This is a genomic window from Pseudomonas sp. B611, from assembly GCF_055407965.1.
The window spans coordinates 43977-66987 of record NZ_JBUZST010000012.1; the positions used below are offsets into that span (position 1 = coordinate 43977).

16 protein-coding genes are annotated in these 23011 nt (G+C 61.1%); 9 read left to right on the forward strand and 7 right to left on the reverse strand.

The window, feature by feature from the left end:
* Positions 1-20: 20 nt before the first annotated feature.
* Genes katB through radA form a run of 3 tightly spaced genes read left to right on the forward strand, consistent with a single transcriptional unit; the run spans position 21 to position 3563 of the window.
* Positions 21-1562 carry a catalase KatB gene (katB, locus tag ACZRMO_RS21755; protein WP_463974183.1) on the forward strand — a complete coding sequence of 514 codons (1542 nt, stop codon included), beginning with the start codon at positions 21-23 and terminating at the stop codon, positions 1560-1562.
* Positions 1563-1620: 58 nt separating this feature from the next.
* Positions 1621-2160, forward strand: a complete 540-nt coding sequence (locus ACZRMO_RS21760; protein ID WP_463974184.1) for an ankyrin repeat domain-containing protein — start codon at positions 1621-1623, stop codon at positions 2158-2160.
* A 35-nt stretch (positions 2161-2195) separates the two neighbouring features.
* On the forward strand, positions 2196-3563 hold the full coding sequence (radA, locus tag ACZRMO_RS21765) for a DNA repair protein RadA (protein ID WP_017737417.1): 1368 nt from the start codon (positions 2196-2198) through the stop codon (positions 3561-3563).
* A gap of 50 nt (positions 3564-3613) precedes the next feature.
* On the opposite strand, the gene ACZRMO_RS21770 is transcribed toward radA, so the two are convergent.
* Positions 3614-3982 carry a PilZ domain-containing protein gene (locus ACZRMO_RS21770; protein WP_463974185.1) on the reverse strand — a complete coding sequence of 123 codons (369 nt, stop codon included), beginning with the start codon at positions 3980-3982 and terminating at the stop codon, positions 3614-3616.
* A 174-nt stretch (positions 3983-4156) separates the two neighbouring features.
* On the opposite strand from ACZRMO_RS21770, the gene ACZRMO_RS21775 reads away from it, so the two are divergent.
* The 3 genes from ACZRMO_RS21775 (at position 4157) to yjiA (ending at position 7552) form a co-directional block, all read left to right on the forward strand.
* Positions 4157-6223: a carbon starvation CstA family protein gene (locus ACZRMO_RS21775; protein WP_463974186.1), complete on the forward strand. Its 2067-nt coding sequence runs from the start codon at positions 4157-4159 to the stop codon at positions 6221-6223.
* Between the two features lie 15 nt (positions 6224-6238).
* Complete coding sequence (locus ACZRMO_RS21780; RefSeq protein ID WP_017737420.1) at positions 6239-6436, forward strand: YbdD/YjiX family protein; 198 nt, start codon at positions 6239-6241, stop codon at positions 6434-6436.
* A gap of 156 nt (positions 6437-6592) precedes the next feature.
* Entirely contained in the window at positions 6593-7552 is a 960-nt protein-coding gene (gene yjiA, locus ACZRMO_RS21785; RefSeq protein WP_463974187.1) for a GTPase, read from the forward strand.
* A 195-nt stretch (positions 7553-7747) separates the two neighbouring features.
* Here yjiA and glyA read toward each other — a convergent pair whose 3' ends face one another.
* A complete protein-coding gene (gene glyA, locus ACZRMO_RS21790) occupies positions 7748-9001 on the reverse strand; it encodes a serine hydroxymethyltransferase (RefSeq protein WP_017737423.1) in 1254 nt (417 codons plus the stop codon).
* A gap of 240 nt (positions 9002-9241) precedes the next feature.
* Entirely contained in the window at positions 9242-13093 is a 3852-nt protein-coding gene (locus ACZRMO_RS21795) for a sensor domain-containing protein (protein WP_463974188.1), read from the reverse strand.
* A 285-nt stretch (positions 13094-13378) separates the two neighbouring features.
* Here ACZRMO_RS21795 and ettA point away from each other — a divergent pair, with 285 nt between their 5' ends.
* Positions 13379-15043, forward strand: a complete 1665-nt coding sequence (ettA, locus tag ACZRMO_RS21800; RefSeq protein ID WP_017737425.1) for an energy-dependent translational throttle protein EttA — start codon at positions 13379-13381, stop codon at positions 15041-15043.
* 393 nt (positions 15044-15436) lie between these two features.
* Positions 15437-16774: an NADP-specific glutamate dehydrogenase gene (gene gdhA, locus ACZRMO_RS21805; protein WP_257783141.1), complete on the forward strand. Its 1338-nt coding sequence runs from the start codon at positions 15437-15439 to the stop codon at positions 16772-16774.
* Positions 16775-16789: 15 nt separating this feature from the next.
* Here gdhA and ACZRMO_RS21810 read toward each other — a convergent pair whose 3' ends face one another.
* The 4 genes from ACZRMO_RS21810 to ACZRMO_RS21825 form a co-directional block, all read right to left on the reverse strand.
* Positions 16790-17146, reverse strand: coding sequence for a hypothetical protein (locus ACZRMO_RS21810; protein ID WP_463974189.1), 357 nt, complete (start codon positions 17144-17146; stop codon positions 16790-16792).
* 234 nt (positions 17147-17380) lie between these two features.
* Positions 17381-17671 (reverse strand): chorismate mutase, encoded by a 291-nt coding sequence (locus ACZRMO_RS21815; protein ID WP_463974190.1) that lies wholly within the window; start codon positions 17669-17671, stop codon positions 17381-17383.
* A 169-nt stretch (positions 17672-17840) separates the two neighbouring features.
* Positions 17841-19694: an Lnb N-terminal periplasmic domain-containing protein gene (locus ACZRMO_RS21820; protein ID WP_463974191.1), complete on the reverse strand. Its 1854-nt coding sequence runs from the start codon at positions 19692-19694 to the stop codon at positions 17841-17843.
* Positions 19695-19785: 91 nt separating this feature from the next.
* Positions 19786-20274 carry a DUF3015 domain-containing protein gene (locus tag ACZRMO_RS21825; protein WP_026137099.1) on the reverse strand — a complete coding sequence of 163 codons (489 nt, stop codon included), beginning with the start codon at positions 20272-20274 and terminating at the stop codon, positions 19786-19788.
* 268 nt (positions 20275-20542) lie between these two features.
* Between ACZRMO_RS21825 and ACZRMO_RS21830 the strand changes: the two genes are divergently transcribed.
* The gene (locus ACZRMO_RS21830) at positions 20543-22981 is read left to right on the forward strand and encodes a Lon protease family protein (RefSeq protein WP_463974192.1); all 2439 of its coding nucleotides are present in this window, start codon (positions 20543-20545) and stop codon (positions 22979-22981) included.
* Positions 22982-23011 lie beyond the last annotated feature (30 nt).

Genomic DNA, 23011 nt, shown 5'->3' on the forward strand with positions numbered 1-23011 from the left:
AAAAACCAGAGGAAACCTCGATGAAGAACCCAATGATTCGCGGGCCTGTGTCAGCGCGATCCGTGCTGGTGCTGGTGACCGCCAGCCTGCTGTCCCTGTCGGTGCAGGCCGCCAACCTGACCCGCGACAACGGCGCGGCCGTGGGCGACAACCAGAACTCGCAAACCGCCGGCGCCAACGGCCCGGTACTGCTCCAGGACGTGCAGCTTATTCAAAAGTTGCAACGCTTCGACCGTGAGCGCATTCCCGAGCGCGTGGTGCATGCCCGTGGCACTGGCGCCCACGGCACGTTCACCGTCACCGATAACCTCAGCGACCTGACCAAGGCCAAGGTCTTCGCCGCAGGCGAGGCGACCCCGGTATTCGTGCGTTTCTCGGCCGTGGTCCACGGTAACCATTCCCCGGAAACCCTGCGTGACCCACGCGGCTTCGCCACCAAGTTCTACACCGCCGAAGGCAACTGGGACCTGGTTGGCAATAACTTCCCGACGTTCTTTATCCGTGACGCGATCAAGTTCCCGGACATGGTCCATGCCTTCAAGCCGGACCCGCGCACTAACCTGGACGACGATTCGCGCCGTTTCGACTTCTTCTCACATGTTCCCGAGGCCACCCGTACATTGACCGAGTTGTACTCCGACTCCGGTACCCCGGCCAGCTATCGTGAAATGGACGGCAATGGCGTACATGCCTACAAGTTGATCAATGCCAAGGGCGAAGTGCACTACGTCAAGTTCCACTGGAAGAGCCTGCAAGGCATCAAGAATCTTGATCCCAAGCAAGTTACCGAAGTGCAGGGGCGTGATTACAGCCACATGACCAACGACTTGGTCACCCATATCAACAAAGGCGACTTCCCCAAGTGGGACTTGTACGTGCAAGTGCTCAAGCCTGAGGACCTGGCCAAGTTTGACTTCGACCCGCTGGACGCCACCAAGATCTGGCCGAACGTTGCCGAGCGTAAAGTCGGGCAGATGGTGCTGAACCGCAACCCGGCGAACGTGTTCCAGGAAACCGAGCAGGTCGCCATGGCCCCGGCCAACCTGGTGCCGGGCATCGAGCCCTCGGAAGACCGCCTGCTTCAAGGCCGGGTGTTTTCCTACGCCGATACCCAGATGTACCGCTTGGGCGCCAATGCCCTGCAACTGCCGATCAACGCGCCACGGGTGACCGTCAACAACGGCAACCAGGATGGCGCGATGAACTTCGGCAAGACCACCAGCGGCGTGAACTACCAGCCAAGCCGCCTGCTGCCACGGGAAGAACCGCAAGCCGCGCGCTATAGCCAGTCGCCACTGGCGGGCAGCACCCAGCAAGCGAAGATCCAGCGTGAGCAGAACTTCAAGCAGGCTGGCGATCTGTACCGTTCCTTCAACAAGAAAGAGCGTCAGGACTTGATCGAAAACTTCGGCGGCTCCCTGGCCACCACCGATGACGAGAGCAAGCACATCATCCTGTCGTTCCTCTACAAGGCAGACCCTGAGTACGGCACCGGCGTGGCCAAGGTCGCCAAAGGTGACCTGGCGCGCGTGAAGGCGCTGGCAGACAAACTGACGGACTGATCCGTTGGTCACGGCTGGCGCTCTTGATCGGGCGCTGGCCTTTGGCAGGAGAACACCCATGCGTATTTCCATAGGGCTGCTGCTGGCCATGCTGGCCTTTGTCGCCCAGGCCGAGGCTCCCGAGCCTGCGGCGCTCAAGGCGCAGTTGCAGGACTACTATTTCGACGCGGCCCGCCGTGGCGATCTCGACATGCTCAACACCTTCATCGACTCTGGCTACAGCCTCAATACCCAGGACGACAAGGGCTACACCGCGCTGATCCTGGCGGCGTATCACGGCCAGGGCCCATTCGTGGAGCGCCTGCTCACCGCCGGCGCCGACGCCTGTGTGCAGGACAAGCGTGGTAACACTGCGCTGATGGGCGCGATCTTCAAGGGCGAGCTGAAAATCGCCCAGCGCCTGCTGAGCACCGACTGCAACCCCGACCAGCGCAATGGCGCCGGGCAGACGGCGGCCATGTACGCCGGGTTGTTCAAGCGCCTTGAGCTGTTGGACGAGCTGAAAGCCAAGGGCGCTGATCTCAATGCGGAAGACCCCGTCGGCAACAGCGCTTCACGCTTGGCCAGCGGTGAAATCCGGACCCCGGCGTCGCGCTGAGCTATCATCGCGGTTTTTCGGTTGGAGGTTCTCAAATGGCAAAGGCCAAGCGCATGTACGGCTGCACAGAGTGCGGCGCGACCTTTCCCAAGTGGGCCGGCCAGTGCGGCGAGTGCGGTGCGTGGAACACCCTCACTGAAACCATGATCGAAAGCGGCGGCGCCGCAGCGCCTACCGGGCGTGCGGGTTGGACCGGGCAGCAGGCGCAGATCAAGACGCTGGCCGAAGTCAGCGTCGAAGAGATTCCGCGGTTTTCCACCGCGTCCGGTGAGCTGGACCGCGTTCTCGGCGGCGGCCTGGTGGACGGCTCGGTGGTGCTGATCGGCGGCGACCCGGGCATCGGTAAGTCGACCATCCTCCTGCAAACCCTGTGCAGCATTGCCAGCCGCATGCCGGCGTTGTACGTCACCGGTGAAGAATCCCAGCAACAAGTGGCCATGCGCGCCCGTCGCCTGGGGTTGCCCCAGGACCAGCTGCGGGTGATGACCGAAACCTGCATCGAAAGCATCATCGCCACGGCGCGGATCGAAAAGCCCAAGGTCATGGTGATCGACTCGATCCAGACCATTTTCACCGAACAGCTGCAATCGGCGCCGGGTGGCGTCTCCCAGGTGCGTGAAAGCGCGGCGCTGCTGGTGCGCTATGCCAAGCAAAGTGGCACGGCGATCTTCCTGGTCGGGCATGTGACCAAAGAGGGCGCGCTGGCCGGGCCGCGGGTGCTGGAGCACATGGTGGATACCGTGTTGTATTTCGAGGGTGAGTCCGACGGCCGCCTGCGTTTGCTGCGGGCGGTGAAGAACCGCTTTGGGGCGGTCAACGAACTGGGTGTTTTCGCCATGACGGACCGGGGGCTGAAAGAAGTCTCCAACCCATCGGCGATTTTCCTCACGCGTGCCCAAGAAGAAGTCCCCGGCAGCGTGGTGATGGCAACGTGGGAAGGCACCCGGCCAATGCTGGTGGAAGTGCAGGCGCTGGTGGATGACAGCCACCTGGCCAACCCGCGCCGCGTGACCCTGGGCCTGGACCAGAACCGCCTGGCGATGTTGCTGGCGGTGTTGCATCGCCATGGTGGCATTCCGACCCACGACCAGGACGTGTTCCTCAACGTGGTGGGCGGGGTCAAGGTGTTGGAGACCGCGTCCGACCTGGCGTTGATGGCGGCGGTCATGTCCAGTTTGCGCAACCGCCCGTTGCCTCACGACCTGCTGGTGTTTGGTGAAGTCGGCCTGTCGGGCGAAGTGCGCCCGGTGCCGAGTGGCCAGGAGCGGTTGAAGGAGGCGGCCAAGCATGGCTTCAAGCGTGCGATCGTGCCCAAGGGCAACGCGCCGAAAGAGTCGCCGCCGGGGATTCAGATTATTGGCGTGACACGGTTGGAGCAGGCGTTGGATGCTCTCTTCGAATAATCCCCAATCCTTCAGGCAAGCCAGCTCCCACAGTTGATTTGTGTTGTTTGTTATGTCTCCAGCAAGGCCGCCAACTCTCGGTGCAGCTCTTCCTCATCGCCAAGGTTCAACTCGATCAACCTTCGCAAGTGGCTGATCGAATCCAGGTCAATGTGCTGGCACACAAACCCCAATTGCCCATTGTCCTCATGGGTCAGCCGCACTTGCATCTTGATCGGGGTCTTGGGGTCCAGGCGTATATCGACATCGAACGGTAAGGCCTTGTTGCCCTTCCACTCTTCGGGTCTTTGCACCAACAAACCCTTTAACGACAAATCCACCAATTGCACTGGCCATTCCCGGCCGTTTTGCCGAAGTTCGGTCTTGGCATCAAAGGCGATCCGGCGGAAACGACGGCGATCAGACGCTTGCTCGGTCATGGTGAAACCCTCTGGAGATAGGAGGATTGTAGCCCTGCGCCATCATTGGCCCGATATTTCTGCTTTTTTTGCCCGCAGAAGGCTCTAGACCAACGTAGGGGGGTGGTCTTTAAAGCCAACAGCGCTAAACTCGGAACGGCTGTCCTTTCTGTCCACCCTGGCTGGAATATAAAAATGAAAAATAATAATAGCCTGCTACGCCACCTACCCTGGCTGGTGCTGGCAATCGTAGGAGCGTGCGCCCTTGGCGTAGTGGCCTTGCGCCGCGGCGAGGCGATCAACGCCTTGTGGATTGTGGTCGCTGCTGTGGCCATCTACCTGGTCGCATACCGCTACTACAGCCTGTTCATCGCGAATAACGTGATGCAACTCGATCCACGGCGGGCTACCCCCGCAGTGATCAACAACGACGGTCTGGACTATGTGCCGACCAACAAACACATCCTTTTCGGTCACCACTTTGCGGCGATTGCCGGTGCAGGCCCCCTGGTCGGCCCGGTACTGGCGGCGCAAATGGGCTACCTGCCCGGCACGCTCTGGCTGATTGCCGGCGTGGTGCTGGCCGGTGCGGTGCAGGACTTCATGGTCCTGTTCCTGTCCACCCGTCGCAACGGCCGTTCCCTGGGGGATATGGTGCGCGAAGAGATGGGCCGCATTCCGGGGACCATCGCGCTGTTCGGCTGCTTCCTGATCATGATCATCATCCTCGCGGTGCTGGCGCTGATCGTGGTCAAGGCCCTGGCCGAGAGCCCGTGGGGCATCTTCACGGTGATGGCGACCATCCCGATCGCGATGTTCATGGGCATCTACATGCGCTACATCCGCCCGGGCCGCATCGGCGAGATTTCGATCATCGGCGTGCTGTTGCTGCTGGGTTCGATCTGGCTGGGCGGGCAGATTGCGGCTGACCCTGTATGGGCCAAGGCGTTTACCTTCACCGGCATTCAAATCACCTGGATGCTGATCGGCTACGGTTTCGTCGCAGCGGTGTTGCCGGTGTGGCTGATCCTGGCGCCGCGTGACTACCTCTCTACGTTCCTCAAGATCGGCACCATCATCGCCCTGGCCATCGGCATCCTGGTCACCATGCCAGACCTGAAAATGCCGGCACTGACCCAGTTCATCGACGGCACTGGCCCTTTGTGGAAGGGTGGCCTGTTCCCGTTCCTGTTCATCACCATCGCCTGTGGCGCGGTCTCGGGTTTCCATGCCCTGATCTCCTCGGGCACCACACCCAAGTTGCTGGCCAACGAAAGCCATGCGCGCTACATCGGTTACGGCGGTATGTTGATGGAGTCGTTCGTGGCCATCATGGCGATGGTTGCCGCTTCGGTGATCGAGCCAGGTGTGTACTTCGCCATGAACAGCCCGGCTGCGGTCGTCGGATCTGACGTGGTGACCGTTGCGCAAACCGTCAGCAGCTGGGGCTTTGCGATTACGCCAGAGGCGCTGTCGGCCGTGGCCCACGACATCGGTGAAACCACCATCCTGGCCCGTGCCGGCGGTGCGCCGACGCTCGCGGTAGGTATCGCGCAGATCCTGCACAGTGTGCTGCCGGGTGAAAACACCATGGCGTTCTGGTACCACTTTGCGATCCTGTTCGAAGCGCTGTTCATCCTCACCGCGGTTGACGCCGGTACCCGTGCCGGTCGCTTCATGCTGCAAGACCTGCTGGGTTCCTTCGTGCCGGCGCTGAAACGCACCGAATCGTGGACCGCCAACCTGATCGCGACCGCAGGTTGCGTGGCGATGTGGGGTTACCTGCTGTATCAAGGCGTGATCGACCCACTGGGCGGCATCAACACCTTGTGGCCGCTGTTCGGTATCTCCAACCAGATGCTGGCAGGTATCGCGCTGATGCTGGCGACGGTTGTGCTGATCAAAATGAAACGCCAACGCTACATCTGGGTGACCATGCTGCCAGCCGTCTGGCTGCTGATCTGCACCACCACCGCAGGCTTCATCAAGCTGTTCGACGCCAACCCGGCGATTGGCTTCCTGTCGCTGGCGAAGAAGTACAGCGATGCCCTGGCCAACGGCCAGATCCTCGCGCCGGCGAAGAGCATCGACCAGATGCAGCACGTGATCTGGAACGCCTACACCAACGCAACGCTGACGGCGCTGTTCCTGTTCGTGGTGTTCAGCATCCTGTTCTATGCGCTCAAGGTTGGCGTCGCCGCCTGGGGCAACAAAGAACGTACGGATAAAGAAGCCCCGTTCCAGGCCCAGCCGGACGCGTGATAGAGGATTGCAGCCATGTTCAATGACATCAGTCGCCTCGGTAAATACCTCGGTCAGGCCGCGCGCCTGATGGTCGGCATGCCCGACTACGACACGTACGTCGAGCATATGCAAACCAAGCACCCGGACAAGCCGATGATGGACTACAAGACGTTCTTCCGGGAACGTCAGGAAGCCCGTTACGGTGGCAAGGGTGGGCCTAAATGCTGCTAACCCGGTAGTCCGGGCTGGCGGTGATCCCATGTGGGAGCGGGCTTGCTCGCGAAAGCGGTCTGTCAGTTGATGTATGTGCTGGCTGACACACTGCTTTCGCGAGCAAGCCCGCTCCCACATTTGTTTTGTGTTCCTTCAGTTATCAGGAGATCAGTTTTGTCCTCTCCCATCCCGGTCACCATCCTCAGCGGCTTCCTCGGCGCCGGCAAGACCACCTTGCTGCGCCACCTGCTCAAAGCCGAGCACGGCCTGAAAATCGCCGTGATCGAAAACGAATTCAGTGACACCGGTATCGACACCCAGCTGTTGGGCGATGAACCGGTGCAAGTCATGACCCTGTCCAACGGCTGCGTGTGCTGCACCATCCACACCGACCTGACCAAAGCCCTGTACCTGCTGCTCGAACGCCTGGACAGCGGCGAGATCGCTTTCGACCGCCTAGTGATCGAAACCACCGGCCTGGCCGACCCTGCACCAGTGGCGCAGACCTTTTTCATCGACGAGGAACTGCGTGAGCGCTACATCCTCGACGGCATCATCACCCTGGTGGACGCGGCCCACGCCGAGCATCACCTGACCCAGACCATCGCCCAGGCGCAGATCGGCTTTGCTGACCGCCTGCTGGTGAGCAAACGCGACCTGGTGGATGACGCCACCTTTGACGCCCTCAGCGAGCGCCTGACGCGCATCAACCGTCGCGCGCCGATTCGTGTGGTAGACCATGGCAACATCGACCTGGCCGAATTGCTCGACGTACGTGGCTTCAACCTCAATGCCGGCATGAGCCTGCGACCGGTCAGCAAGGCGCCGTCTATCGACCGTATCTCCAGCCTGGTGCTGCGCACCGACCAGCCGCTGGATATTGATCGCCTCAGCGAGTTCATGAATGAGCTGCTGGAAGACCACGGCAAGCAACTGCTGCGCTACAAAGGCGTGCTGAACATTGCCGGGGAAGACCGCCGGATGGTGTTCCAGGGTGTGCTCAAGCTGTACGGGTTCGATTGGGATACCGAATGGGCCGAGGGTGAGGCGCGGGAGAGTGTGATTGTGTTTATTGCCGATGAGTTGCCCGAGGACAAGATTCGCGACGGCTTTGCTCGCATCTACCAATCCTGACTTGAAATCCGATCCACTGTGGGAGCTGGCTTGCCTGCGATAGCGGTGCATCAGGCACTGATGGGCTAACTGAAAGTCAGCTATCGCAGGCAAGCCAGCTCCCACATTTGATTGCATTTCAGCTTGAGAAAGCAGTGTTTTCAGGCACAAAAAAGCCCGGCTCAAGAGCCGGGCTTTTCATTCAAGCTACTGCAATCACGCGCCGTACACCGGCAGCTTCTTGCAGATGGCCTTGACCTTCTCACGGACCGCGTCGATCACGGCTTCGTTGTTCAGGTCAGCCAGGATGTCGCAGATCCAGCCAGCCAGTTCCTTGCACTCTGCTTCCTTGAAGCCACGAGTGGTCACAGCCGGGGTGCCGAAGCGCAGGCCGGAGGTGACGAACGGCGAACGTGGGTCGTTCGGCACGGAGTTTTTGTTCACGGTGATGAAGGCTTTGCCCAAGGCAGCGTCAGCATCTTTACCGGAAATGTCCTGCTTGATCAGCGACAGCAGGAACAGGTGGTTTTCAGTACCGCCGGACACCACGTCAAAACCGCGCTCGATGAACACGCTGGCCATGGTCTGGGCGTTCTTCACCACTTGTTGCTGGTAGGTCTTGAACTCAGGCTGCAGCGCTTCCTTGAAGCAGATCGCTTTGGCGGCGATCACGTGCTCCAGCGGGCCACCCTGGGCGCCTGGGAATACGGCGGAGTTCAGCTTCTTCTCGATGTCGGCGTTGGCGCGAGCCAGGATCAGGCCGCCACGTGGACCACGCAGGGTCTTGTGGGTAGTGGTGGTCACTACGTCAGCGTAAGGCACTGGGTTCGGGTAGACGCCAGCGGCGACCAGACCGGCCACGTGGGCCATGTCGACGAACAGGTAGGCGCCAACCTTGTCGGCGATAGCGCGGAAGCGTGGGAAATCCAGGATCTGCGAGTAGGCAGAGAAACCGGCCACGATCATTTTTGGCTTGTGTTCAACCGCCAGGCGCTCGACTTCGTCGTAGTCGATCAGGCCGTTGGCATCGATACCGTATTGAACGGCGTTGTACAGCTTGCCGGAGGAGGAAACGCTGGCGCCGTGGGTCAGGTGACCGCCGTGGGCCAGGCTCATGCCCAGGATGGTGTCGCCGCCTTGCAGCAGGGCCAGGTACACGGCGCTGTTGGCTTGGGAGCCGGCGTGTGGCTGGACGTTGGCGTAATCGGCGCCGAACAGTTCTTTGGCGCGGTCGATGGCCAGTTGCTCAACCACGTCGACGTACTCGCAACCGCCGTAGTAGCGCTTGCCTGGGTAGCCTTCGGCGTACTTGTTGGTCAGAACCGAACCCTGAGCCTCCATGACCGCTGGGCTGGTGTAGTTTTCCGAAGCGATCAGCTCAATGTGCTCTTCCTGGCGCACGGCTTCTTGCTCCATGGCGGCAAAGAGATCGGCGTCGTACTTGGCAATAGTCAAATCACGGCTGAACATGGCGGTCCTCAAGGATCGGGGGCAGAAAAGGAGGGCATTCTAACCCAATGGGTTTTAGATGGCATATGAAAGGACATCATGTCGCGGACAAGTGGGGCTCATCTGGGGATAAGTGGTGCTTGTGCTGGCCCTTTCGCGAGCAAGCCCGCTCCCACACTTGACCGAGTTCCAACATTGAAATGCGGTCGAATGTGGGAGCGGGCTTGCTCGCGAAGAGGCCATCAGCCCCAGCACAAAACTTCAGTCGAACATGAACAGCGCATCATTGCAGAACTGCGCCTCAAACCGATTCGCCGGCATCGGCCGCCCGAACAGATACCCCTGCACCTCATCGCAACCATGCTCACGCAGGAAATCCAGCTGCTCATGGGTCTCCACGCCCTCGGCGATCACCGCCAGGTTCAGGCTGTGGGCCATGGCGATAATGGCGCGGGCGATCTGCGCGTCCTGTTCGCCAGACGGCAGGCCATCGACAAAGGTGCGGTCGATCTTCAATACGTCGATGGGGAATTGCTTGAGGTAGTTGAGCGACGAATAGCCGGTACCGAAGTCATCCACGGCAATGCTCAAGCCCAGGTTTTTCAGGCTGTCGAGGATATGCATGGCTTCGTTGACTTCGCGCATCAGGATACTTTCGGTCAGCTCCAGCTCCAGGCACGCCGGCGGCAGGCCGGTGTCTTCAAGGATGCTGGCGATGCGCTCGCCCAGTTGGCCGTCGGAGAACTGCCGCGCCGAGATGTTCACCGAGACCTTCGGTACGCGCACCTTGTTCTGGTGCCAGGTCTTGAGCTGGCGGCAAGCTTCGCTGATGACCCAGTCGCCCACGTCCACCACCAGGCCCAACTCTTCCAGCACCGGGATAAAGTCCCCCGGCGGCACCAGCCCGCGACGCGGGTGGCGCCAGCGCAGCAAGGCTTCGGCGCCGGTCAAGCGTTTGCCATCGCCGCTGAACTGCGGCTGGTAATAGAGCACGAATTCGTTCTGGTCCAGGGCGTGGCGCAGGTCGCTTTCCAGCTCCAGGCGTTCCAGGGCGCTGGCGTTCATGTCGGCCTGGTAGAACTGGAAGTTGTTCTTGCCGCGTTCCTTGGCGTGATACATCGCGGTGTCGGCGTTTTTCATCAGCTGGCTCAGCTCATTGCCGTCCTGCGGGCTGAGGGCGATACCGATACTGGCCGTGACAAAGAACTCGCGGCCTTCCAGCACAAACGGTTTTACCAGGCTGGCGAGGATCTGCTCGGCCACGTGGATTGCGCGGTTCAGCGCCATTTCGCGGCTGATGCGCGGTTGCAGCAGCAAGGTGAACTCGTCGCCGCCCATGCGCGCCACGGTGTCGTCTTCGGCGACGCAACCGAGCAGGCGCGTGGCCATTTCCTTGAGCATGCGGTCGCCGGCGGCGTGGCCCAGGGAGTCGTTGATCGGTTTGAAGCGGTCAAGGTCGAGGAACATCAGCACTACCCACGACTTCTGCCGTTCGGCCGACTGCAACGCGGTGTGCAGGCGGTCCTGGAACAGCGTGCGGTTGGGCAGGTGGGTCAGGGCGTCGTAATAGGCCAGGCGGTGGATGCGCTGCTCGCTGGCCTTGCGCTCGCTGATATCGCTGAAGAAGCACACGTAGCTAGCCAGGTCGCCTTCGTCGTCGAACACGGCAGTGATGCCGACCCACGCCGGGTAATGCTCGCCGTTGCGGCGCTTGAGCCACACTTCGCCTTCCCAGGTGCTGTGCTGGTGCAACTGCTTGAGCACGTAGCGCAGATGGGCTTCCTGCTGCTCGTCGACGGTGAGCATGTTCGGTAACTGGTCGAGTACATCCGCCACGCTGTAGCCACTGACGCGGCTGAACGCGTCGTTGGCCTGCACGATGTAGCCGGCGGGGTCGGTGATCAGGATCGCCGAGGTAGAGTGTTCGAATACCGTGGCTGCCATGCGCAGGTCTTTCTCGGCGCGGCGTTGCTGGCTGATGTCGCGGCCGACGCCGAGGATGCCTTCGAACGTGCCGTGTTCATCCCACACCAGCACCAGGCGCAGCTCGATCGGCACTTTGCGCCCGTCGGCGCGCAGGCAGTCAAACAGGAACAGCTGGGTTTGCGCTTCGTCGCGCAGCTTGGCCAGCGCCTCGCTGTCGCCGAGGGCACGGCTGACCTGTTCCACCAGGCTATAAATGCCGGTCAGTTGCTGCGGGTTGGCGATGATCGACTGCCAGCCGTTCTTGAACACCCAATCCACGTCATAGCCCAGCACCGCGCTGACCGATGGGCTGATGTAGTTGAGGGCCAGTTGGCTGTCGGTGGAGCAGATCACGTCGCTGATGCTTTCGGCGAGCATGCGGTAGCGCTGCTCGCTGTCGCGCAGGGATTCGCTGGCTTCGATCTGGTCGGTGATGTCCTTGGCCACGCCGATGATACGCGTGACTTGCGCGGCCTTGTCACGGGCCAGGGCCTGCTCGCGGATATCGAAGCGACGCCACTGGTTATTGCGGTGACGAAAGCGCAGCTGGCATTGCAGTTGCGTCGAATAGCCGGCCTGGCGCTGCTGTTGGCGCAGGTCGTGGTAGTGCTCGGCGTCTTCGGGATGGAGCAGGATTTCCCAGAAGTACTCGCCCATTTGCTGCAATTCGGCCTTGTTATAGCCGAGGGTGTGGCCCAGGTGGTGGTTGCTGAAAATCATGCGCTGGCTGATCACATCCTGCACATACAGGTGGTCGGGCACGGTGCGCACCACGTCCGACCAGAAACTCTCGCGCTCCACCAGCGACAGCTCGATCAGCTTGCGGCTGGTGATGTCGCTGATGCTCAGGATCACGGCCTTGAAGTCGTCCTGCTGCTCCGGCAGGCGCATCACCAGCCACAGGTATTGTTCGTTGCCGGCGACGTCGTTGAGCTGGATTTCCAGCTCCAGTTGCTTTTGCTCGGTCAGGACCGCTTCGAGCACCTGGTAGCCGATGGCCGTGGCGTTGCGCGGGCAATCATCGATCAGGCGTTCCCAGGCCTCTTCGCACGAGCTGACGTTGAGCAGGCGCACCGCGACCTGGTTGACCTCGGTGATACGCAGCTCCCGCAGCAGTTGCTGGCGTTGCTCGCGGTTGCCTTGCAGCCAGTCGCGCAGTTGTTCGCGGGTCTGCAGCCGGGCCTTGTCGAAGAACGTGTTGAGCCCGGACAGGTCGAGCACGCACAGGGCCACGCCAGTGCCTTCGAAAATGTCCTGGTAGCGCCGCCGACCCTCGTGCACCTGGCGCTGGCGACGGCGCATGTTGACCAGCACGAACACCGGGATCAGCGAGAACGCCAGGCCCAGCAGGCACTTGCCGATGAACGCCGGCAGCAGTTCTTCCAGCACGGCGGTGCGGTCGAACAGCCCGCGCAATTGCCAGTCGCTTTTACTCAGGGGGGTGACCAGCACGCTTTTGTTCAGTTCGTCCGGGGTCAGCGCCGACGCCCATTGCGCCGGCATGCCGCTGTCACGGCTGACCACGCGGTGATTCAGGCGGTTCTCGATGGCCCACATCGGCCGCTGGCCCTGGCCGTCCTGGCGGGTCAGGTTGACCAGGTAGTTGGGCGCCAGGCGCAGCGCCCAGTAGACCCGCGAGCCGCCGCTGGGCTGGTGCAGCAACAGGTAGATGATCGTACCGTCGCTGCTGTTGCTCAGGTAATAAGGCTGGGAATGGCTGCGCTGCACCAGCTCTTCAAGCAAGGCTGCGTCCTGGCTGTCGCTGGCGCTGTCACTGATCATGGCGCCGCTGGGGGCGAGCAGGGCGATGCTGCGCAGTTCCGGCAGAGAGCGCTGCAGCGTGTGCATCAGCGCTTGCTGTTGTTCGTTGTTGCGCGGCGGCTCGACCATCGGCAGCAGATTCAGGGCGATTTTTGCGCTCAGGGCCATGTTCAGGCTGATCTGCTCAGCCAGGTCGGCGCTGTAGTCGATGGTGTATTGCTGCTGGTTTTTCTGGTTTTGCTGCAACTGGTCCAGCAACTGCCAGAACAATAAGGCGAGCAACATGAGGACAAGCGTCGCCAATGCGCCTTTCAAGGTGCCGTGCAGGGGTGCTCCCGGCGCTATGTGGGCAGCGCGCAGAGGAGTGGGCGGCGTGACTTTGGACAAGCTGTGATCCTGCGGGTTGGCTGGACTGGCGTGCGACACGCACTATAAGCCGGACGCCGAAGGGCGGCTAGCATGCCTTGAGTTGTGGCAAAGTGCCAGCCCCGCTTGGCTGGACTGACCAAGCGCATTCAGGTAGCTTTGCCGGTTACGCGAGGGCGTTCCAGCCCCAGACATTCAGGCTTTTTTCCGCACGCAGGCATTGATTATCGTCAACGGCCCGCGCGGCGCATGGCCTGACACGGGCTTCGCCCGCTTAATTCATCAGTCACTGACGCTAGGTTCACCATGGCTCAATACGTCTTCACCATGCATCGGCTGGGAAAAGTTGTTCCGCCGAAGCGGGAAATCCTGAAAAACATTTCGCTGTCCTTCTTCCCTGGCGCCAAGATCGGCGTGCTCGGCCTCAACGGTTCGGGTAAGTCCACGCTGCTGAAAATCATGGCCGGCGTCGATACCGAGTTCGAAGGCGAAGCCCGCCCGATGCCCGAGCTGAACATCGGCTACCTGCCGCAAGAGCCGATCCTGGACCCGACCAAGACCGTGCGCGAAGTGGTTGAAGAAGCCGTCGCCGTGATCAAGAACGCCCAGGCGCGCCTGGACGAGGTCTACGCGGCTTACGCTGACGAAGACGCCGACTTCGACAAACTGGCCGCTGAACAAGCCAAGCTCGAAGCCATCCTGCAGGCTGGCGATGGCCACAACCTGGAGCGCCAGCTGGAAGTGGCCGCCGACGCACTGCGCCTGCCGGCGTGGGACGCCAAGGTCGAATTCCTGTCCGGTGGTGAGAAGCGTCGTGTGGCCTTGTGCCGCCTGCTGCTGTCGGCCCCCGACATGCTGCTGCTCGACGAACCAACCAACCACTTGGACGCCGACTCCGTCGCTTGGCTGGAACACTTCCTTCACGACTTCCCGGGCACCGTGGTAGCGATCACGCACGACCGTTACTTCCTGGACAACGTTGCTGGCTGGATCCTCGAGCTCGACCGTGGCGCCGGTATCCCTTACGAGGGCAACTACTCCGGTTGGCTGGAAGCCAAGTCCGACCGTCTGGCTGCCGAATCCAAGCAGCAATCGGCCCACGAAAAAGCCATGAAGGAAGAACTGGAGTGGGTGCGCAAAGGCGCCAAGGCCCGCCAGTCGAAATCCAAGGCACGTCTGCAACGCTTCGAAGAAATGCAATCGCAGGAATTCCAGAAGCGTTCGGAAACCAACGAGATCTACATCCCGGCCGGTCCGCGCTTGGGTGACAAGGTCATCGAGTTCAAGAACGTTTCCAAGGGCTACGGCGACCGCGTGCTGATCGACAACCTGTCGTTCTCCATGCCAAAAGGCGCGATCGTCGGCGTTATTGGTGGTAACGGTGCGGGTAAGTCCACACTGTTCCGCATGCTGATGGGCAAGGAAACCCCGGACTCCGGCAGCATCGAGATCGGCGAAACCGTGCAACTGGCCTGTGTGGACCAGAGCCGCGAAGACCTCGACGGCAGCAAGACCGTGTTCCAGCAGATTTCCGACGGTTCCGACCAGATCCGCATCGGCAACTATGAAATCCCGTCGCGTACCTACGTCGGTCGTTTCAACTTCAAGGGCGGCGACCAGCAGAAGTTCGTCAAGGACCTGTCCGGTGGTGAGCGCGGTCGCTTGCACCTGGCCCTGACCTTGAAAGAGGGCGGCAACGTCCTGCTGCTCGACGAACCGTCCAACGACCTCGACGTTGAAACCCTGCGTTCCCTGGAAGAAGCCCTGCTGGACTTCCCGGGCGCCGCCATTGTGATCTCTCACGATCGGTGGTTCCTTGACCGCGTCGCGACCCACATCCTGGCGTACGAAGACGACTCGCAAGCGGTGTTCTTCGAAGGTAACTACACCGAGTACGAAGCGGACCGTAAAAAGCGCTTGGGCGATGCGGCTGCCCAGCCGCACCGCGTGCGTCACAAAAAACTGGCCTGATTCGGGTTGGTGGTTTGAAAAAGCGGAGCCTTCGGGCTCCGTTTTTTTTTGCTCGTTCCCACGCTCTGCGTGGGAATGCAGCCCTGGACGCTCCGCGTCTGCTGTTAGAGGTGTGACGCGGAGCGTCACAGGATGCATTCCCACGCGGAGCGTGGGAACGATCATTTGTGAACACAGTAAATGTGGGAGCTGGCTTGCCTGCGATGGCGGTCTATATGTTGGTGCATGCCTCGGGGTGAAATCCCTGTTTAAGGGCAAAAAAAGGCCTCTATTTATATCAAATGCACCATTTAAATTCACAAAGGCGACATTTTGCCCTGTCGCAGTGCGACATGAATTGATAAAGTCCGGCCCAATCTCATTTAAAAACAATCAATTTGCCGAGACTTTTCCATGATCGAATCCGTCGAATCCTTCCTTGCCCGCCTGAAGAAACGCGACCCGGACCAGCCAGAATTCCACCAGGCCGTAGAAGAAGTCCTACGCAGCCTGTGGCCGTTTCTCGAGTCCAATCCGCATTACCTGACCTCGGGTATCCTGGAACGCATCTGCGAGCCGGAACGTGCGATTACCTTCCGGGTGTCGTGGGTGGATGATCATGGCAAGGTCCAGGTCAATCGCGGCTTCCGCATCCAGATGAACAGCGCAATCGGCCCCTACAAAGGCGGCCTGCGCTTCCACCCGTCGGTGAACCTGGGCGTGCTGAAATTCCTCGCCTTCGAACAGACCTTCAAGAACTCCCTGACCTCGCTACCCATGGGCGGCGGCAAAGGCGGCTCGGACTTCGACCCCAAGGGCAAGAGCGACGCTGAAGTCATGCGCTTCTGCCAGTCCTTTATGAGTGAGCTGTACCGCCACATCGGCGCCGACGTTGATGTGCCGGCCGGCGATATCGGCGTGGGCGCCCGCGAGATCGGCTTCCTGTTCGGCCAGTACAAGCGCCTGAGCAACCAGTTCACCTCCGTGCTGACCGGCAAGGGCATGACCTACGGCGGCAGCCTGATCCGCCCGGAAGCCACCGGTTTCGGTTGCGTGTACTTCGCCGAAGAAATGCTCAAGCGCGACGGCCTGCGGGTTGAAGGCAAGCGCGTGGCGGTGTCCGGTTCCGGCAACGTGGCGCAATACGCGGCGCGCAAGGTCATGGACCTGGGCGGCAAGGTGATCTCCCTGTCTGACTCGGAAGGCACCCTGTACGCCGAAAGCGGTTTGACCGAAGAACAGTGGTCGGCCCTGCTGGAGCTGAAAAACGTCCAGCGCGGTCGCATCAGCGAACTGGCCGAGCGGTTCGGCCTGGAATTCCGCAAGGGTCAAACCCCCTGGGAACTGGCCTGCGACATCGCGCTGCCCTGCGCGACCCAGAACGAACTCGACGCCGACGCCGCCCGCACCTTGCTGCGCAACGGCTGCCTCTGCGTGGCCGAAGGCGCCAACATGCCGACCACGCTGGCGGCGGTGGATATCTTTATCGAAGCCGGCATTCTGTTCGCCCCGGGCAAGGCCTCCAACGCCGGTGGCGTGGCCGTGAGCGGCCTGGAAATGTCGCAGAATGCCATGCGCCTGTTGTGGACCGCCGGTGAGGTGGACAGCAAGCTGCACAACATCATGCAGTCGATCCACCACGCGTGCGTGCACTACGGCGAAGAAAACGGCCGGATCAACTACGTGAAGGGCGCGAACATCGCCGGCTTCGTGAAAGTGGCCGACGCGATGCTGGCTCAAGGCATCGTCTAACGCTGCAACCAGGGCCTATTGCGAACGATAGGCCCTGGCGGCATCGCGGTCTTTTTCATGTTGCCAGGCGCGCTCACGGTCGTCCCAGTGATTGTCCTTGTAGTCGCGCAGCTCTTCGTTTTCACGCATGGCCTTGCACTGGCGAAAGCCGTCTTCCCACCCTTCGGCGTACTCGCGATCTTTCAGATAACGCGGGACGTTCTTGCGAAACTCCCCGGTAATCACGCCCGCGGCCTGGCGACCGCTGCTGCAGCCGTCGTCAAAGCCATCGGCGAATGCTGGCGGATAACCTTTGGCCAATAAATCCTCATGGGTTGATTGGCAACCGGCCAGCCACATCACCGCGCACAGCAATACCGCATACCGCCACATGACAGACTCCCTGGCCGGCTACCGGCTGATGGGGAGAAGTCTAGATAGAGAATTGTCGGGCCGGCGTGAAAGGGACGTGAGAAAGGCGTTGGGTGCTAGGTGGACAGCGCCGCACTTGACCTTGATCGTTCCCACGCTCTGCGTGGGAATGCCGCCGGTGACGCTCCGCGTCACGCCTTCTAGAACGGACGCAGAGCGTCCAGGGATGCATTCCCACGCAGAGCGTGGGAACGATCAAGACAAAGCCGCATGCTCAGCCAATTCCTGCTGGATAAATGCCGCAATCATGGCGCGATAGACCTGTTCGGTGACGTCCGGGTTGGCGCCCACGGTATTGGACAGGTTGCGCACTTTGGCGATGACCTGTTCAACCCGCTGCGGGGCTTTGACGCTGTCGGCGTCTTTTTTGAAGCGCGCGGCTTGAGAAACGTATTGGCCGCGTTCGGCGAGCAGGGTGACGATTTGCTGGTCGAGGCGGTCGATGTTGCTGCGGACTTCGTCGAGGGTGGTGCAGGTAACGGCCATGTTGTTGGATCTCCTGAGGTATCTCTGAATAAACGCGGACCCAATGTGGGAGCGGGCTTGCTCGCGAATGCGGTGTGTCAGTCGCTGGAGATGTTGACTGAACTACCGCATTCGCGAGCAAGCCCGCTCCCACACAAGCCTGTTCCCACATTTGGATTTGCGGTGGGCCTTAGTAGTGATACCACTTCACTTCCAGCATCACTTCATTCACCGGCGTCGACAAGTGGCTGTACTCACGCTGCGCGCTCAAGCGTACGCCCAGGTTGCGCGACAATTCCCACTGCTGGTTCAGGCTGAGACTACGGCGCACTTCACCATTGGTGAAAAAATCCCCTTTGGCCTCCAGGCTCAAATTACCCAGTGGATTCCTCCACAGCACGCCGGTATTGAACCCTGCCGCCGGTGAGATGGCTTCGTTGAAGTCATTGTTGTGTTCCACGCGCACGGTGCCGAGGGCAAAGCCGAGCATGTCGTCGCGCAGTTGCCAGGTGCCGCCGGCGCCGCCGTTGACGTGGGCGACCAGGGTTTCGTCGTCGTGCTTGCCCGGTACGCGCTCCAGACCGCCGGTGACTTGCCAGGACAACGGTTGCAACAGGGCGTTGCGCGGCGTCAGGGAGCGGATGGTGGCCAGGTCCAGTTGCTGCAATTGCCAGTGGTTGCCTTCGTACTGGCGCAGTTTCATTTGCAGGATCTCGATCTGTGCGCCGAGGGGGAAGCCTTCGGCGTTGTCGTTGAGGTCGTGGTAGGCCATGCGCAGGCCGTATTCGCCAAAGGCCTTGTCGCCGCGGGTACCGATGCCGGCTTGCCAGGTGCGCGATTCATGGCCGTTTTCCGGCAGGCCGGGCGGGGTGATCTGGAGGTCGGGCGCGGGGTTCTGGTTGATTGCGCGCAACAGTTCGAAGCTGCGTTGGGAGCGGGCGGGGTCGCGTTCCAGTCCATTGGCGCGGTAACGGCCGAGGCGGTAGGCGGCGTCGATGATCAGGGCCTGGCGGTCTTTGGCGAGGGCCTTGAACGTCGGGTCTTGCAGTTGCTTCTGGTCATCGCTGACTTTCAGCACCCATTGCTGTTCATCACTGTCCAGCGGCTTGGCACGCTCCAGCAACTCGCGTTCGCGGGAAGGGCGGTAGTCGATCTTTTCAACTAGGCCAGCATCCTTGACGGCTTTTACGGTGTCGGTGGGGATCGCGGTCAGCGGGAACTGTTCGGTCAGGCGCAGGCCTGGACGCGCCACTTGCAGCAGTTCCAGCAGGCGGTAGGAGCAGTTTTCGTCGAAGAAGAAATAGTCGAACTTGATCTGCTTGAGCTCCCACACGTGCTCGACCATGCGCTCGGTCTCGACCTGTGTGAGGTTGAGGCGGTATTCCCACAGGTCGCGGTTCTCAAGGCTGCGGTATTCGGAGAGTTTTTCCTGGTACGGCACCAGCGCGAACAGGCCGGGGTAGCCGCCCATCAGGCCTTTCCAGGCGTAGAGGATGCTGTTGTCGGAACCCTCGATATAGGCGCCGAAGTTGATCGCGTAGCTGAGCAAGGCGGTGTTGTTGCTTTGCACGTCGGCCTGGTCGATACGCAGCAGGGTGTGGCCGAACATCGACGACGGGCTGTTGAGGTAGGCCGCGGGGAAGATCATCACCGCGCTGTGGGGGGCGACGTCCTTGAACCATTGCTTGAATTCTTTGCAGTCCACGGCGGGCAGGTCGGTTAGGTGCAACTGATCCTTGAGCCAGCGGGTACGTGCGGGGTAGACGCATTGGGCGTGTTTTTCGCCAAGGCTTGCCGGCGCGTACAGCGCGTCAACGGTGGCCTTGAGTTCGGCGTCGGGGTGGTGCGCGCCATCCGCGGCGAGGAAGAACTTCTGGTCGCTGACGTAACTGCGCCAGCCACTGATTTTGCCGGCTTCGTAATGGCCCAAAGACAGCCAGAACGGATCGTTGGCCAGTTGCTGCAAACGTTGATCATCAAGATGCGGGGCCGCGTACAGCGGGGCGCAGGCGAAGAGTGCCATCCAGGCAAAGCGTTTGAGCATAGGAGCAACTTAAGTCGGGAAAAGTGAGACCCAAAAGGGGGGCGGGTCCAAAAATACAGCCCGCGCCTGGGGAGGCGCGGGCTGGTCGAGCTTAAGCTTGGGTTGCGTATTTCGCCAAGCGGGCATCGCTTTTCAGTACAGACAGGGTGTTGTTGTGCACGTCGTCAGCGGTCACGTCAGCCTTGCTGAAGATTTGCTGGAAGTGCTCGTGGGTCACGGCCGCGAAGTGCTCGCGATCTTCCGGCGCCACGCCCAGTACCACCGCGTAGGTGGTCAGCGCTTCGCCATTGCCCTTGGCCATGTCTTCGGACAGCTCGTTCATCATGCCATTCATGGCAATCCAGGACTTGCCGCCGTAGGTCAGGGCGCTGTTGGTGCTGCAACCGTTGGTGCCCGAGGTCATGCCGAAGGTGGCGTTACCGGACGTGCCGTTGGTGGTGGAGGCCAGGAAGTGGGCTGGCGTGCCGCGCTGGCCTTCGAACAGCATGTTGCCCCAACCGCAGTTCGGGCCACCTGGCGATTCTGCCATTGCATTGAGGGAGACAACGGTGAAGAGAGTACCGAGAAGGATCCGTTTCATAGCTTTTTTCTCTTTGTGTGCAAACCAATGGACAAGGGTTCAGGCGCATCGCAGCGCCCTAGGGGCCAGTTATTAGTCCAACCCGCGCAATTTGGAGTTTAGGCAGGTTCAAGGGGTTCCGTGGTTTTTTATAAAACAATCAGAGATGTCGTGCTTTTTTTTGTAGGACCCGATCCGCGCCCAAGCTTTCCCAACGACGTGCCTTGCCAGAGCGCGCAAGCGAGAGCCAGAATGCCGACATCTGCCCCGCCTGATGTAAGGAAGCCCGATGCCTGATCCTGTTGCTGCCAGCTTGCGTCTAGCGCCCGAAGCGCTGACTCGCCCTTTCTCCGCTGAACAGTTCAGCTTCTCGACCACCAATGATTTGGAGCCCTTTCGCGGTGTGCTTGGCCAGGAACGTGCGGTTGAAGCCTTGCAGTTCGGTGTGGCCATGCCACGCCCCGGTTACAACGTGTTTGTCATGGGCGAGCCGGGCACCGGCCGCTTTTCGTTCGTCAAACGCTACCTGAAGGCTGAAGGTAAACGCCTGCAGACCCCGTCAGACTGGGTCTATGTGAACAATTTCGATGAGCCTCGCGAACCCCGCGCCCTGGAATTGCCAGGCGGCGCTGCGGCGTCGTTCATCAACGACATCAACGGGTTGGTCGACAACCTGACGGCCACCTTTCCGGCGGTCTTTGAACACCCCACTTACCAGCAGCGCAAAAGTGCCATCGACCGCGCTTTCAACCAGCGTTACGACAAGGCCCTGGACGTGATCGAGCGCCTGGCCCTGGAAAAGGACGTGGCGCTCTACCGCGACAGCTCCAACATCGCCTTTACGCCGATGCTCGACGGCAAGGCCTTGGACGAGGCGGAGTTCTCGCAGCTGCCGGAAGCCGACCGCGAGCGTTTCCACACGGATATTTCCGAGCTGGAAGAACGCCTCAACGAGGAATTGGCCAGCCTGCCGCAGTGGAAGCGTGAGTCGAACAACCAACTGCGGCAGTTCAACGAAGAAACCATCACCCTGGCCCTACAGCCTTTGCTCGCGCCGCTGTCGGAAAAATACGCGGAAAACGCCGCAGTCTGCGGTTACCTGCAAGCCATGCAGGTGTACCTGCTCAAGACCGTGGTCGAGCAATTGGTGGACGACGCCAAGACCGACGCCCAGGCGCGCAAGTTGCTCGAAGAGCAATACTGCCCAAGCCTGGTGGTGGGCCATCCGGTCAACGGCGGCGCGCCAGTGGTGTTCGAACCGCACCCGACCTACGACAACCTGTTTGGCCGTATCGAATACAGCACCGACCAGGGCGCGCTCTACACCACCTATCGCCAGTTGCGTCCTGGCGCATTGCACCGTGCCAATGGCGGCTTCCTGATCCTTGAAGCCGAGAAAATGCTCAGCGAGCCGTTTGTGTGGGACGCCCTCAAGCGCTCCCTGCAATCGCGCAAGCTGAAGATGGAATCGCCGTTGGGCGAGCTGGGCCGCCTGGCCACCGTGACCCTCAACCCGCAGATGATTCCGTTGCAGGTCAAGGTGATCATCATCGGCTCGCGCCAGTTGTACTACGCGTTGCAGGACGCCGACCCGGACTTCCAGGAGATGTTCCGCGTGCTGGTGGACTTCGACGAAGACATCCCGATGGTGGACGAAAGCCTGGAGCAGTTTGCCCAGTTGCTCAAGACCCGCACCTCGGAAGAAGGCATGGCGCCGCTGACCTCGGATGCGGTGGCGCGGTTGGCCACCTACAGCGCACGGTTGGCGGAGCATCAGGGCCGTTTGTCGGCGCGTATCGGTGATTTGTTTCAGCTGGTCAGCGAAGCGGACTTCATTCGCCACCTGGCCGGCGACGAGATGACCGACGCCGGGCATATCGAGCGAGCGCTCAAGGCCAAGGCCACCCGCACCGGGCGTGTGTCAGCGCGGATTCTCGACGACATGCTCGCCGGGGTGATCCTGATCGACACCGACGGTGCTGCCGTCGGCAAGTGCAACGGGCTGACGGTGCTGGAAGTCGGTGACTCGGCCTTTGGCGTACCGGCGCGGATTTCCGCCACGGTGTACCCGGGCGGCAGCGGCATTGTCGATATCGAGCGCGAGGTCAACCTCGGCCAGCCGATTCACTCCAAGGGCGTGATGATCCTCACCGGTTACCTGGGCAGCCGTTATGCCCAGGAATTCCCGCTGGCGATCTCGGCGAGCATCGCGCTGGAGCAGTCCTACGGTTACGTGGACGGTGACAGTGCGTCGCTGGGCGAGGCGTGCACCTTGATTTCGGCCCTGTCGAAGACGCCGCTCAAGCAGTGCTTTGCCATCACCGGTTCGATCAACCAGTTTGGTGAAGTGCAGGCAGTGGGTGGCGTCAACGAGAAGATCGAAGGTTTCTTCCGATTGTGCGAAGCCCGCGGTTTGACCGGCGAGCAGGGGGCAATCATTCCCCAGGCCAACGTTGCCACGCTGATGCTCGATGAGAAGGTGTTGCAGGCGGTACGCGCCGGGCAATTCCATATCTATGCGGTGCGCCAGGCGGATGAAGCCTTGAGCCTGCTGGTGGGCGAGCCGGCCGGTGCGCCGGATGACGAAGGGCAGTTCCCGGAAGGCTCGGTCAATGCGCGGGTGGTTGAGCGCCTGCGGGTGATTGCGGAGATGATCAGCGAGGAAGACCTGAAGGAAGCGGAGAAGGAGTTGGCGCAGCAGGCGCTGGCTGAAGCCAAGCCAACCTGAGGGGATTTTGGCGCCGACGCTGGTCCCCTG

Excerpts from the sequence above, each read along its gene's own strand:
- ACZRMO_RS21760 (WP_463974184.1), top strand. The coding sequence starts at position 1,621 with ATGCGTATTTCCATAGGGCTGCTGCTGGCCATGCTGGCCTTTGTCGCC.
- radA (WP_017737417.1), top strand. The coding sequence starts at position 2,196 with ATGGCAAAGGCCAAGCGCATGTACGGCTGCACAGAGTGCGGCGCGACC.
- glyA (WP_017737423.1), bottom strand. The coding sequence starts at position 9,001 with ATGTTCAGCCGTGATTTGACTATTGCCAAGTACGACGCCGATCTCTTT.
- ACZRMO_RS21830 (WP_463974192.1), top strand. The coding sequence starts at position 20,543 with ATGCCTGATCCTGTTGCTGCCAGCTTGCGTCTAGCGCCCGAAGCGCTG.
- gdhA (WP_257783141.1), top strand. The coding sequence starts at position 15,437 with ATGATCGAATCCGTCGAATCCTTCCTTGCCCGCCTGAAGAAACGCGAC.
- ACZRMO_RS21810 (WP_463974189.1), bottom strand. The coding sequence starts at position 17,146 with ATGTGGCGGTATGCGGTATTGCTGTGCGCGGTGATGTGGCTGGCCGGT.
- ACZRMO_RS21815 (WP_463974190.1), bottom strand. The coding sequence starts at position 17,671 with ATGGCCGTTACCTGCACCACCCTCGACGAAGTCCGCAGCAACATCGAC.
- ACZRMO_RS21770 (WP_463974185.1), bottom strand. The coding sequence starts at position 3,982 with ATGACCGAGCAAGCGTCTGATCGCCGTCGTTTCCGCCGGATCGCCTTT.
- ACZRMO_RS21820 (WP_463974191.1), bottom strand. The coding sequence starts at position 19,694 with ATGCTCAAACGCTTTGCCTGGATGGCACTCTTCGCCTGCGCCCCGCTG.
- katB (WP_463974183.1), top strand. The coding sequence starts at position 21 with ATGAAGAACCCAATGATTCGCGGGCCTGTGTCAGCGCGATCCGTGCTG.
- ACZRMO_RS21780 (WP_017737420.1), top strand. The coding sequence starts at position 6,239 with ATGTTCAATGACATCAGTCGCCTCGGTAAATACCTCGGTCAGGCCGCG.
- ACZRMO_RS21825 (WP_026137099.1), bottom strand. The coding sequence starts at position 20,274 with ATGAAACGGATCCTTCTCGGTACTCTCTTCACCGTTGTCTCCCTCAAT.
- ettA (WP_017737425.1), top strand. The coding sequence starts at position 13,379 with ATGGCTCAATACGTCTTCACCATGCATCGGCTGGGAAAAGTTGTTCCG.
- ACZRMO_RS21775 (WP_463974186.1), top strand. The coding sequence starts at position 4,157 with ATGAAAAATAATAATAGCCTGCTACGCCACCTACCCTGGCTGGTGCTG.